We start from the raw sequence: 12,343 nt of genomic DNA, 5'->3' as shown, positions 1-12,343 counted from the left end.
GTGTTAATGAAAAAGATAATGAAAGTATGCTTATCCATTGCTTTTGGCTTTTACTTATTCATACTCTCATGGCTTATTTTATTTAAGTATTTGAGTATTCCTGATATTATCAGTCGTTTTACCTTTAGTTATGAGGGATTCGTATGGAATACTCACAATTTTATCCCCTTTAAAACGATTGGCTATTATTTATTTTTTGCTAATGACATCAACTTCGATATAAGGGTTGAAAACTTAACGGGAAATATTCTTGGATTTGTACCTTTTGGTATGCTCTTCCCGTTATTGTTCTCTAAGTTTCATAGTTTCAAAAAAATTGCCCTTGCAACGTTTTGTCTAAGTCTCACATTCGAACTACTTCAACTTATTTTTAAGTTTGGAAGCTTTGATGTGGATGATTTGATTTTAAATACAGTTGGAGGGGTAGTTGGGTATATTCCTGTTATGTTAGTTATTAAATATAAGGAAAAAAGACAAGAATATTTGAGCGTTTAAATGGATCGACTTAATGGAAAGACTAATACGAGTGTATATCTTTGTTAATAATACATAAAAATATTTGAAAGAGGTGTATGCTATGATTCTAGGAGTTCATGCCTACCTAAGAATGAATGGTGATGCGAAGGAAGCTGTATCGTTTTATGAAGATGCATTAGATGCAGAAAATTTGGGAGTTCAAACTTACGGGGAATTTCCTGAGAATCCAGAATTTCCACTTCCTGAAGAAGCGAAGGATCGGGTCGTTCATGCCAATTTAAGAATTGGGAATACGTTTCTGATGTTATCAGATATATTTCCAGGTCAACCGTATGAAACAGGAGCGCAAGTGGATGTAGCTGTGATGATTAATGATGTAAATAAGACGAAGGAAGTTTACGAGAAGCTTCAAAAGGGTGGAGAAGTCATCATGCCGCTTCAAGAAACACCATGGAGTCCATCGTATGGGCAAGTAAAGGATAAGTATGGAGTTGTTTGGCAGATCTCTACGATAGTAGAATAAGAATGGTAAAACCCTGTTCTTTTAAAAAGGAATAGGGTTTTGTTATAGGGAAATATTGTATAATTTTGTATAAGGCAAAATTATAATGGAGGGGTAAAGAATTGAATTGTTGCTGTGAAAAAGGAGAATGGACGAAATTGAAAATCGAAGGGGATGTCGGTGCGGATCCTTTTTGGTGTGAACAGTGTGGCTGTAACATTGACATAGAAGCTTTACCACTTTCAGATGATTTAATAAAGCGATTAATTTCATGGAGTCATTCTTATGGAGAGTGGATTGATTGGAACACAGATAGATTGGTAGAAAATGGTCTTGAATTAGAAGATGTATTTAATCAAGTTGGAAAAACGTTAACAGAAAAAGTGAAACAAGAGATTGGAAATACGTTTCACATAAAATTTGTACCATCAACTAGTGCTAAATTGTATGCTGGTAGTAAATAGACCAATGAGGAGTTTTATTTATGAAATCAAAAATAGAAGAGTGGATTGATTCAACGAAGCAAAAATATGGTCTAGAGGATTATCATTTAGTCGAACAGTCGTTTTCGAGGCAGGTTACTATTTTTAACGAAACGGATTATACCTTCTCGATGGAGTGGTTTCCTAACCATGTAGAGGAAAGAGACGATGAAGATTCAAACCCTGATGGGACTGCATCAATTTCGCTCAACGTTCAAACAGGTAAGGTTGAACGTGTTATTTTTGTGATGGAGAAAACGTACGCAAAGAACGGAATTGAGTTTGTGAATGCCGAGCTCGAGGACATTGTTAAGTGGATCGAGAAGGAAACAGGACTCATTTATGGAGAGCAATTTCAATTTGATATGCAAGAAGAAGGGGAATATCGATTTAAAGAGTGCTACAAGGGTGTAGCAGTATCACCTTCTGGATTCATTGAACTTAAAGTCAATCACGATGGAAAACTCCTCTTGTTTTCGGTTTATGGACATTTTCCACGTAAAGAATTAGTTCAGGAAGAAACGTTTTCACTTTCTCTTGAAAAATTGGAAAATTTGCAAAGGGAACAATTGAGATTACTAGAGTTTCCTTCATTTGAACAGAAAAAGCTCTATCCTGTTTATACGCTTGAAGAAATATATGTAACGAATGATGAAATGTCCACTATTCCTTTTGAAGTGATCGTTGATTCTAGAGGTTATTTAAAAATAGATGAAACGATCGTATGGGAGAAACCAATCCATCAGTCAATTGAAAGAGAAGTGCTTGATTGGAGTGAAGATGTCACGGCAGAACAAGCCTTTTCTTCTGAACCAGCTCCAGATTCGTTTCCTATAAGCAAAGATGAACAAGAAATATGTTTAAGGGTCGTAAAAGAGGTATTAGCTCAAGAATATCCAGATGAGTCTGGGAAGTGGAAATTGAAAACACTACACCGGGAGAAAAGATTTATTCATGCGATCATTCGAGCTAATGAGCAAACAAACCGTGTATTCCAGAGAAAATTGATGGTCGTCATCGATGCTGAAAAAGAAAAAGCGATAAATATGATCGATAATAACATGATGTTGGAGGTCTTTAATGAATTTGCGGTTGCGGAAACGGTAGCTATTACGAAGGAAGAAGCTTTCGAAAAGCTTAAAGACCGATTTGAGTTAAAGCCTTATTATGTTTATGATTTTGAACGTAAGAAATATCTATTATGTGGAAAATTGGATTGTCAATATGGAGTTCATGCAGGAAGTGGAGAGTTGGTTTTATTAGATGATTTGTAGAAAGAAGGTATTTATTTGGAGAATCGAATTGAGTTCGTTCAAGCTCTAAAACGAAAAAGAGTGAAGGTAAGGGAAATCCCTAAATGGGGGACATATTTACGTAAACAGTGGGAAGACGAGTTTGTCAGTCATCTGACTGTGCAAGAGAAGGAAGACATTTACTTATATTCTAGTCATTGGGCTAGTGGTTATCTATGGCATGTCTTTAGTTATGAAAAAAGGAATTTCTTGCAACTGGAAGAGGCAGACAAAGCTTTTAAACAGGAAAAAAAGAAGTTTTGCTATGTGTTTTTTCAGCATTACGACGATGCTTATATTCTTGAAAATGCTGAAACTGTAATAGCAGATGATTTTAAAGTTGAAGAGGATGTCTATGTAGTAGATAAGGATTTTAATTGGACCTATGTCAGAACTCATGATAGCGGTTATCTTGGTCCTTATTTTTCAAGAAAGTAATGGACATGGTGCTAATCGTGCAAAGGAGGGTTTCAAATAGAATTACTAGAGCTATATTACAAGAAATATATGAATACGGTGGAGCCCACTGACTATATTGAATGGGCTGTGGATTCTTTATATAGAGAGGTACTTGAGATTAAAAAGTTATCAAGTATGAGTGCCGTGAAGCATCTAAATCTTTTTGAAATGGAAAAGATGTTTGATGATGCAATGAAGGCGATCCAGAGAGAGGCACCATCGAAAGAAGAATGTGCAAGTTATCATATGAAATCCCTACATTCTAAATTATTGCTTCCAAATCAGAATTCACTCCATATTGTAAAAGAGATTTATGCCTGTGCTGTAGCAAATGACTTACTTGATGAACAGATGAATTGGCAAGAAGTAAGTGATGCGATTGATGATTTTGAGTATGGAGACAATGTGCATGGTTTGTCCATCGAGAGAGTTCGTGAAATGATTGTTCAGTGTGCACGAAAATTATGGCATACAAAAATTAGCAGTATCACTTTTCAAGAATTTATTGGGCAAAAAATAACGGCTATTGAAACAGACGTTCATTTAACCATCTTATTTGAAAAGGGAGCATTGACAATTGAATGTCCATGGCGAATTCGTAACGCTGATGTGATCCTTTTAGGGGAAACAGATGTGAACTCTAATCAAAGAGAGTGGAAGTCTGTGAAGGAACTCTTGGTAGGTAAAACCATCGAAGATGTTCAATTACTTGAACAGTGCCCGTTACTAATCGTCCAATGTGGAGAATTCTTCTTGGATGTTTTCCATGCCAGCTCCTTTTTTGATGGTTGGACCTTATCAGATGAGGATGAATTTTATATCTTCTCTATGCATGGGGGAAGCATTGTGTGATTTTCTTAATAAAATATAGGTGGGGAGCCTTGAGTAATAAAATTTTCCTAGGATTATTGCTTGCTATTTTTATGGGATTAGTTATTTCTTTTACTTTAAAAGAATCTGATTCAAAAAGCGAAATCTCTACCGAAATTTCTGACTATTTAGATACATATACTGTAGAAGGCTATGTTGTTTCAAAAAGGTCAGGTGAAGTTTGGATATCGGATGAACCAGTCAGTATGGGAAAAAGGATAAAGGGTATGCTTACTTCGGACTATGGATATTCCACAATTATCGTGACGGTTCACAAGGATGCAGAGGATAAGAGAATATTAAAAGGTCTCAACATTAACGAAAAGATTCGCGTTCATGGCGATTTCTTAAGAGAATCTTTTCCAGCAAGAATTTCAGCCTATCACATTGAAGAGATTTCTGATGAGTAATAATGTAGGTGTTGGAACTGACTATGAAAAGGGGTGAGGTCTTGTTCGTTAAAATCTATCAATACCATATACAGTTGAATCAAATAGAAGAATACTTGAGAATACAAGATCAGGCAATTAAAATTTACAGCCAATATGTAGATTTCCAAACCGTGTATATAAATAGTAAAGAAGATGCAACGAAATGGTTAGAAATCTCAACTTATAAAGATGAAAATGAGTATAAAAAGAGCATCGATCTTATAAATGAAGATAAAGAGATTCAAGAGTTATTTAATAAATTCCAATCACTTTTATCTCCTGAAACGGAAATCATTGAAGAAGATTTTATGGAGAGAAAAAGAATAGGTAAATGAGGTAAGGTGGGAGAACCTTGGACATAAAAGATATCACAACTAACGTATTGCCTAGAAAACTTATAACCGCAGCAATGGCAGGTTCTTTATTCGCCATCTTGATGGGGCTGGTCATGCCATCTCCCTTTGGGGATGAAATCAATTCCATAAAAGATTACTTGTGGGCCTTTATAATGGTCACTCCAGTATACTTAATCTATAGTTTTCCTGTTATTTTCATTTATGGAACCATCACATCGTTAATCAGTGATCTTCTCGCAAAATTAATAGCTAGAGGCAAATTAAGAAGAATAGAACGATGGATTGCAGCAGCGTTTCATTTACTCTTTGGTTCGATTTTGCTTTGGATCAGTCTTTTTGCATCCATTGTGTATTTCGCGGTGGACAGATTTTTAATGAAAAAAAGAGACAATTACAGATGGGTGAATACCCTTCAAAGTTTAGCCATTCCGCTCCTCGTATGGACCTTATTTATGGGAATGATCTGGTTAGTCGATTTTATGCAGAATGGGAAAGATTTTTTGGTCTAAGAAATAAGCGTCTCGAGTCTATTCGAGACGCTATAAATTTATGAAACTAGCTTAAGTCCAATTGCTGAACTAATCACAATTCCGATAAAAAATAGTCGTTTCCAATCTTTTGATTCCCCGTAAAAAAACATTCCAATGATTGTACCACCAACTACGCCCATCCCTGTCCAAATGGCATAAGCCGTTCCCATTGGGATCACACGCATGGAGTAACTTAATAAAACTAAGCTTAATCCGAAGCCGATAAAAAGAAGGACTAACGAAGTCCATTTTCTTTTTGTATGCCATTGATTAATCATAGCCACGCCAAATGCTTCTAAAAAACCTGCAATGATTAATGTAAACCAAGCCATTAAGATTCAGCTCCTTTCACGGATTTTTCATCCGTAACTACTTTTAAGCCAATGACACCGATTAATAATAGTGCGATTAAAACGATTTTTTCCCATTTAAAGGGTTCGTCGAAGAATAAAATTTCAGAAATAACAGTGCCTGCTGCTCCGAGCCCGACAAATACCGAATAGACGGTTCCAACGGGTAGCGTTCGACCTGCTGAAATCATCAGGTAATTACTGATAATGAGTGCTATAATCGTTCCGATCCAAGTCCAAACACTATAAGCGTGGGCTAAGCCGATCACCCAGAACACTTCTAAAATGGCAGCAACAACTAATAAAATCCAATTTTGATTCAATTTAAGTACCTCCTTTGAAATTTAACCAAACAAAAAAAAAGCCCTGAGAGAATGCTGTTAATAACAGAATCTCCCGGGCTTTTGTCCCTCCGTGACACAGCGAAATGCTGTGAGTTTTCTCTCGGACCAGACCAAATAAATTTGCGGAACCCTAGAAAACCTTTGAAATTTTCAATTGCTTTTTATTATACACACCTATAAAAATTCTTCAAGAGGATCGTTTTGGAAACATTTTATAAAATTTGTGATAGAAACAATTTTGTTCGTTCATGCTGTGGGTGATCAAAGATTTGTTCAGGTGGTCCTGATTCGATAATTTCACCATAATCAAATAAAACAATACGGTCTGCAACTTGGCGAGCAAACCCCATTTCATGGGTTACGACTAGCATGGTCATCCCAGATTCAGCTAGTGTTTTCATAACATCAAGTACTTCTTTAACCATTTCTGGATCGAGTGCTGAAGTCGGTTCATCAAATAGCATGATTTTTGGTCTCATGGCTAAAGCTCTTGCTATCGCTACCCGTTGTTGCTGACCACCGGATAATTGTCCTGGATATTTGTTTGCTTGCTCAGGAATACCTACCCGCTCTAATAATTCCAAAGCAATTTGTTCCGCCTTTTGTTTTTTCCATTTACGTACCCAAATAGGAGCTAATGAGATGTTTTTCAAAATGGTCATATGTGGAAATAGATTAAAAGATTGAAAAACCATCCCAGTTTCTTTCCGTATCTCTTCAATATTTCGTAAGTCGTTGGTCAAGTTTATTCCGTCAACAATAATCTCACCTTCTTGAAACTCTTCAAGTGCATTAAGAGTTCGGATAAAAGTCGATTTTCCAGAACCAGAGGGACCCAATATAACGACCACTTCACCTTGCTTTACGGTGAGGTCGACGTTTTTCAAAACATGTAAATCTCCAAACCATTTATTCAAGTCTTTTACGGTAACAATATCCTCACGCTCTTCAAGAGGAGCTGATAATTTTTCAACTGCAAAAACACTCTCCATTTTTTCACTCCCTTTATCGTTGTCCGACTCCAAGTGATACTTCTAAACGGCGGCTCACATGTGACATTAAATAACAGAAGATAAAATAAACAAAGCCTACAAAAACAAAGACTTCCATTTGTTTTCCGAGAAATTCTGGGTTGGCGACAAGTTTTTGTCCCATTCCTAATAAATCAGTTAAACTTACAATCGCTACTAAGGAAGTGTCTTTAAAGATGGAAATAAATTGACCGACACAAGCTGGAATCACGGCTCTCAATGCTTGAGGCAATATAACGAAAGTCATCATATACGTTTTATTTAACCCTAGAGCTTGTGCTGCTTCATATTGGCCTCGTGGAAGAGATTGTAGGCCGCCACGAATATTTTCAGCTAAATAAGCGGCGCTGAAGAGAGTCATCCCGATCATTGCCCGCAATACATTGCTTAATTCTACTCCACTCCCTAAAAACAACGGAATCATTAATTGTCCAATAAATAAAACGGTAATAAGTGGAATTCCACGGATAAACTCGATGTAAATCACACAAAAATACTTGATCACCGGTAATGAACTTCTTCTTCCAAGAGCCAACAAGAGACCAATTGGAAAGGAGACAACAATGGCCACGCTTGCGATTAAAAGGGTCAATAAAAATCCGCCCCAAATATTTGAGGAGACAGGGGCTAATAATCCAAATCCATTTAAAATAAAAATAGCCAATGGAATATAAAGGATCCAAACAGCAATGACTGGTATTTTCAATTTAGGAAGCTTTGTGCCTATAAAGAAGGTGAGAAATAGGAGTATTATATTTCCTCCTAGTATCAATCGCGTACTCATTTGGATAAAAGGCATTGCAAGCATGATGACCATGATCGCACCGATCGAAACAGCAACATGGGCCATTGAACCTTTCCACAGACCCCAAGAGAACCCGAGTAACACGGTTAGAACACCTAGTATCGTCCAAACTCTCCATATTTCAGCAACTGGAAATTGCCCGATCATTAATAAGCGGAAATTGACAGCAATGACGGACCAGTCTGCTGTGAAAATAAATTGAAAAGTATTAAAGAGAATATATCCAGTAACGATTGCTGAGATAATCGTTAATAGTCCGTTAGACCAACTGCTAAAAAGATTTTTTTTGATCCATTGCAGTGCACCTATTTGCGTGCTCGGAGGTTTTATTATATGTAACTCTTTATTTGCTTCTAACTTTATTTCTTCCATATTTCTTCACCTACCTTTCCACCAATTGAACTTTTTTGTTAAAGATATTCATCAGGATTGAGGTGATTAAACTAAAAGTTAAATATACGGCAATCATGATTGCGATCACTTCTACTGCTCTACCAGTTTGGTTCATAACGGTTCCACCAACACTGACGATATCTTGAAATCCAACTGCCACCGCCAAACTCGAATTTTTGACGAGGTTCAAATATTGACTCGTTAAAGGCGGAATAATGATACGAATGGCTTGTGGAAAAATAACTAAACGTAGTGTTGTAGAATTCTTTAGTCCTAACGCTTTTGCTGCTTCAATTTGACCTTTTGGAACCCCTTGAATCCCGGCGCGAATGACTTCAGCGATAAAGGTTGATGTGTAAATAACGAGACTGATCAAAATGGCTGAGTAACCAGGTGATAGAGTGTACCCACCTGTAAAACCTCTTCCTGCAACGGCTGGTGTATGAATGGAAACTGGACCGCTCTTTGTGAAAATAAATGTGGCCAACATGATCACGATGAACGAAACGATTGCAGAAATAAATGGGTATTTTCTTTTTCCAGATTCTAATTGCTTTTTCATTAATACCTTGAACAGGATAAATGCAATAATGAGTCCTATGAGTATGGTGACTCCCCAAATCATGGTGTTTGAATGGGTTTCGAACCAAGGTACGGCAATGCCGCGATTGGAGAAAAAAACAGGTCCGAGCTTTAATGCTTCTTCAATTCTTGGAAGTGGGAGGAGGACTGCGAAAAACCAAATGAAAATTTGTACAAGAAGAGGGGTGTTTCGAAATATCTCAATATATACAGTTGCTAGCTTACTGACAAGCCAGTTATTTGAGAGTTTAGCAATTCCAACGAACAGCCCAATAATACTCGTAAGAATAATTCCAAAAAAAGCAATCCGTAATGTATTTAAAATCCCGACAACGATCGCTCTTCCGTATGTATCTGTCGGTTGAAAATCAATCATCGATTCTGAAATGGTGAACCCTGATGTGTTTTTCAAAAAATTAAATCCTAAGTTTATTCCTATTTGTTGCAACCCTGTAATGGCATTTGTGACAAAGTAATACCCACCAGCCAATACGAGTGCTGCGAACAGAACTTGCAAGAGGATAGGAACAATCCTTTTATCGCGCCAAAAAGGTGTAGTAACGGCATTTTTCATGATCGGTCACCTCTTTTTTAAATATTCTAGAGATATCGTTTCTTATAAAAAAGGGTCTGCCCTTAGAGAAGCCTCTAAAATAGCAGACCTTTTCAACTTTTCTGATCTTAACGGAACGGAGCGGAGTACAGTAGCCCACCATTTGTATAAAGATCGTTTAGACCACGATCAAGTTTAAATACTGTATCTGGCCCAAGGTGACGGTCATAAATTTCTCCATAGTTTCCAACTTGTTTAATCACTTGGTAGCCAAAATCGGCTGGTAAACCTAATTGCTCGCCAAGATTTCCTTCTGTTCCAAGCAAGCGCTTGATGTCTGGATTTTCATCATCTAGGAAGTCATCTACATTTGCTGATGTAATCCCAAACTCTTCTGCTTGAATAGTAGCGAAGACAATCCATGTCACAGCATCGAACCATTTGTCATCGCCACCTTTGACAGCAGGAGCTAGAGGTTCTTTAGAGATGGTTTCTGTAAGAATTTTGTGGGCTGACGGGTCTTGCATGATTGATTGGCGAGAGACTAAACCTGATTTATCCGTTGTCCATGCATCAATACTTCCTGATTCATAGGCAGCTACAACTGCATCAGCGCTATCCATTACAACAGCTTCAAAGTTAATTCCTTTTGCACGCATTTGGTCAGCTAAGTTTAATTCAGTTGTCGTACCAGTTTCAACTCCAATACGAGCTCCTTCTAAATCTTCTAAGCTATCAATGCCACTATCTACTGGAACCATAATTCCTTGACCGTCATAGAAAGTGACTGGTGCAAAGTTCAAACCTACTTCAGAATCACGGTTCGTGGTCCATGTGGTATTTCGAACTAAAACATCTACCTCACCCGTTTGTACAGCTGTAAAACGTTCTTGGGCAGATAGGGGACGATATTCGACTGCTTCGGCATCACCAAGGACACCTGCCGCAATCGCCTTCGCGAAATCAATATCAAATCCAGTATTTTTTCCGTCTGAAGCTACGTAGCCAAATCCAGGTAATGCATCATTAATCCCAGCAATTAATTTTCCTCTGCTTTCAACCGTTTCTAAGATTGAACCAGATGCGCTTGCTGTACCACCTGATGAATCAGTAGTAGTACCACCTTCTTCTTCTGTTCCAGTTCCAGCTTCCTCATCCTTCGTACAGCCAACTAAGGCGAGAGCAAATACCATTAATAAGCAAAAAACGAATAACGATGACTTTTTCCTCATCTTCTTCCCCCTTAATTTTTGAGTTTATGTAGTGACTCACCAGTTGTTAAATGTTATAAAAAGTGACATATGAAAATCTGCGATACTCTCTAATGTCATTTTATATAACATGTTATGTAATTAATTATACCTATTTTCCTAGATGGATCAATACTGAATTTTAATAATTCAGAATATTCGTGTAAGGTATTCTTACAAATTTAGAGTTTCAAAATATGTTGAAACAGGAATTAGATGAAGCATCGCTGATTGGAATTGCAGAATTTGCTATCTTGTCTCAAGGTCATGGTAAAGCTAGAGGAGAAAAAATAGTTGCTTTTCTGTTGAAGCGCGACTTCATAAATTTTGTTGCAATCTAATGTTAAGCGGACATTTTCCTTCTATTTATTATCGGATTTCTTAATCGTTCTCTTACTGTTGATAAATACCGCCTTCTTAATCATAGTTGATTAAAAATGAAAGGGCATTGTCCTCATGAACCCTCTATGAGGACAAACTTTCCTCGATTTTCGTTCGAGTTTGTCCTCATGAAACCTCTATGAGGACAAACTTTCTTAGATATCGTTCGACATTGTCCTCATGAACCCCTTATGAGGACAAACATTCCTGATTTTCGTTCGAGTTAGTCCTCATGAACCCTCTATGAGGACAAACCTTCCTGATTTTCGCCTGACTTTGTCCTCATGACCCTCTATGAGGACAAACTTTCTTGGATTTCGTTCGACATTGTCCTCATGAACCCTCTATGAGGACGAACTTTCCTGATTTTCGCCTGACATTGTCCTCATGAACCCCTTATGAGGACAAACTTTCCTGATTTTCGCCTGACATTGTCCTCATGAACCCCTTATGAGGACAGAATTTCTTGGATTTCGCCTAGCTTTGTCCTCATGAACCCTCTATGAGGACAGAATTTCTTGGATTTCGCCCGACATTGTCCTCATGAACCCTCTATGAGGACAAACATTCCTGATTTTCGTTCGAGTTAGTCCTCATGAACCCTCTATGAGGACAAACTTTCTTGGATTTCGTTCGAGTTAGTCCTCATGAACCCTCTATGAGGACAAACTTTCATGATTTTCGTTCGAGTTAGTCCTCATGAACCCTCTATGAGGACAAACTTTCTTGGATTTCGTTCGATTTTGTCCTCATGAACCCCTTATGAGGACAAACTTTCCTCGATTTCGCCTGAGTTAGTCCTCATGAATCCCTTATGAGGACAAACTTTCTTGGATTTCGTTCGACATTGTCCTCATGGACCCTCTATGAGGACAAACTTTCTTGGATTTCGCCCGACATTGTCCTCATGAACCCCTTATGAGGACAAACATTCCTGATTTTCGCCTGACTTAGTCCTCATGAACGATTAAGTCCATATAATTGTGTAAAAAGAAAGAGTCAAATTAATTCCTTTTGTCAACAATGTTATCAGCGACGAAAACAATGTGGAGGGAATTAATTATGACTCAATTTTAGTTTAACCTAAATATCGATGATTTAAAAGAATACGTTATGAACTCTAATATAGACGCTGTGATCAAAGCGTCTATCGTCCTGGTGTTGAATTCTTTTATGGAAAAAGAACGCGATGACTATTTACAGGCCGGTTCTTATGAACGGTCTAGTCTACGTCGTGACTACCGCAATGGATATT

At 37.5% G+C, this 12,343-nt stretch carries 17 protein-coding genes and 1 riboswitch; of the genes, 11 read left to right on the top strand and 6 right to left on the bottom strand.

Going from position 1 to position 12,343, the window contains the following annotated elements:
* Nucleotides 1–6 precede the first annotated feature (6 nt).
* The 9 genes from BMSHG_RS14580 to BMSHG_RS14540 all read left to right on the top strand — a co-directional run bounded on the left by BMSHG_RS14580 (nucleotide 7) and on the right by BMSHG_RS14540 (nucleotide 5,378).
* Nucleotides 7–495, top strand: coding sequence for a VanZ family protein (locus tag BMSHG_RS14580; RefSeq protein ID WP_019155184.1), 489 nt, complete (start codon nucleotides 7–9; stop codon nucleotides 493–495).
* Nucleotides 496–577: 82 nt separating this feature from the next.
* Nucleotides 578–1,000, top strand: a complete 423-nt coding sequence (locus BMSHG_RS14575) for a VOC family protein (protein ID WP_019155183.1) — start codon at nucleotides 578–580, stop codon at nucleotides 998–1,000.
* 101 nt (nucleotides 1,001–1,101) lie between these two features.
* Nucleotides 1,102–1,443: a hypothetical protein gene (locus BMSHG_RS14570; protein WP_019155182.1), complete on the top strand. Its 342-nt coding sequence runs from the start codon at nucleotides 1,102–1,104 to the stop codon at nucleotides 1,441–1,443.
* A gap of 20 nt (nucleotides 1,444–1,463) precedes the next feature.
* On the top strand, nucleotides 1,464–2,735 hold the full coding sequence (locus BMSHG_RS14565) for a hypothetical protein (protein WP_019155181.1): 1,272 nt from the start codon (nucleotides 1,464–1,466) through the stop codon (nucleotides 2,733–2,735).
* A 27-nt stretch (nucleotides 2,736–2,762) separates the two neighbouring features.
* Nucleotides 2,763–3,191 carry a DUF4275 family protein gene (locus BMSHG_RS14560; RefSeq protein WP_026073472.1) on the top strand — a complete coding sequence of 143 codons (429 nt, stop codon included), beginning with the start codon at nucleotides 2,763–2,765 and terminating at the stop codon, nucleotides 3,189–3,191.
* Nucleotides 3,192–3,260: 69 nt separating this feature from the next.
* Nucleotides 3,261–4,064, top strand: coding sequence for a hypothetical protein (locus tag BMSHG_RS14555; RefSeq protein ID WP_019155179.1), 804 nt, complete (start codon nucleotides 3,261–3,263; stop codon nucleotides 4,062–4,064).
* A gap of 29 nt (nucleotides 4,065–4,093) precedes the next feature.
* On the top strand, nucleotides 4,094–4,492 hold the full coding sequence (locus BMSHG_RS14550) for a DUF3221 domain-containing protein (RefSeq protein WP_019155178.1): 399 nt from the start codon (nucleotides 4,094–4,096) through the stop codon (nucleotides 4,490–4,492).
* 41 nt (nucleotides 4,493–4,533) lie between these two features.
* A complete protein-coding gene (locus tag BMSHG_RS14545; RefSeq protein ID WP_034658933.1) occupies nucleotides 4,534–4,848 on the top strand; it encodes a hypothetical protein in 315 nt (104 codons plus the stop codon).
* Nucleotides 4,849–4,865: 17 nt separating this feature from the next.
* Entirely contained in the window at nucleotides 4,866–5,378 is a 513-nt protein-coding gene (locus BMSHG_RS14540) for a hypothetical protein (protein WP_019155176.1), read from the top strand.
* 38 nt (nucleotides 5,379–5,416) lie between these two features.
* Here BMSHG_RS14540 and BMSHG_RS14535 read toward each other — a convergent pair whose 3' ends face one another.
* The 6 genes from BMSHG_RS14535 to BMSHG_RS14510 all read right to left on the bottom strand — a co-directional run bounded on the left by BMSHG_RS14535 (nucleotide 5,417) and on the right by BMSHG_RS14510 (nucleotide 10,689).
* On the bottom strand, nucleotides 5,417–5,731 hold the full coding sequence (locus tag BMSHG_RS14535; RefSeq protein ID WP_019155175.1) for a DMT family transporter: 315 nt from the start codon (nucleotides 5,729–5,731) through the stop codon (nucleotides 5,417–5,419).
* On the bottom strand, nucleotides 5,731–6,072 hold the full coding sequence (locus BMSHG_RS14530; RefSeq protein WP_019155174.1) for a DMT family transporter: 342 nt from the start codon (nucleotides 6,070–6,072) through the stop codon (nucleotides 5,731–5,733). Before BMSHG_RS14530 ends, BMSHG_RS14535 begins: the two co-directional genes overlap by 1 nt.
* 68 nt (nucleotides 6,073–6,140) lie before the next feature.
* A riboswitch (guanidine-I (ykkC/yxkD leader) is annotated at nucleotides 6,141–6,238 on the bottom strand.
* Between the two features lie 67 nt (nucleotides 6,239–6,305).
* Complete coding sequence (locus tag BMSHG_RS14525) at nucleotides 6,306–7,085, bottom strand: amino acid ABC transporter ATP-binding protein (protein WP_019155173.1); 780 nt, start codon at nucleotides 7,083–7,085, stop codon at nucleotides 6,306–6,308.
* 13 nt (nucleotides 7,086–7,098) lie between these two features.
* On the bottom strand, nucleotides 7,099–8,301 hold the full coding sequence (locus BMSHG_RS14520; RefSeq protein ID WP_019155172.1) for an amino acid ABC transporter permease: 1,203 nt from the start codon (nucleotides 8,299–8,301) through the stop codon (nucleotides 7,099–7,101).
* Between the two features lie 10 nt (nucleotides 8,302–8,311).
* On the bottom strand, nucleotides 8,312–9,478 hold the full coding sequence (locus tag BMSHG_RS14515; protein ID WP_019155171.1) for an amino acid ABC transporter permease: 1,167 nt from the start codon (nucleotides 9,476–9,478) through the stop codon (nucleotides 8,312–8,314).
* A gap of 107 nt (nucleotides 9,479–9,585) precedes the next feature.
* Nucleotides 9,586–10,689, bottom strand: a complete 1,104-nt coding sequence (locus tag BMSHG_RS14510; RefSeq protein ID WP_019155170.1) for an amino acid ABC transporter substrate-binding protein — start codon at nucleotides 10,687–10,689, stop codon at nucleotides 9,586–9,588.
* 215 nt (nucleotides 10,690–10,904) lie between these two features.
* Between BMSHG_RS14510 and BMSHG_RS28260 the strand changes: the two genes are divergently transcribed.
* Nucleotides 10,905–11,048 carry a hypothetical protein gene (locus tag BMSHG_RS28260; RefSeq protein ID WP_019155169.1) on the top strand — a complete coding sequence of 48 codons (144 nt, stop codon included), beginning with the start codon at nucleotides 10,905–10,907 and terminating at the stop codon, nucleotides 11,046–11,048.
* A gap of 1,153 nt (nucleotides 11,049–12,201) precedes the next feature.
* Nucleotides 12,202–12,343, top strand: a 142-nt coding sequence (locus BMSHG_RS27625; protein WP_235776392.1) for a transposase, incomplete at its 3' end; no start/stop codon positions are given.

The organism is Robertmurraya massiliosenegalensis JC6 (assembly GCF_000311725.1).
Classification (GTDB): Bacteria; Bacillota; Bacilli; order Bacillales; family Cytobacillaceae; genus Robertmurraya; species Robertmurraya massiliosenegalensis.
This window is presented reverse-complemented; position numbering and strand designations above follow the sequence as displayed.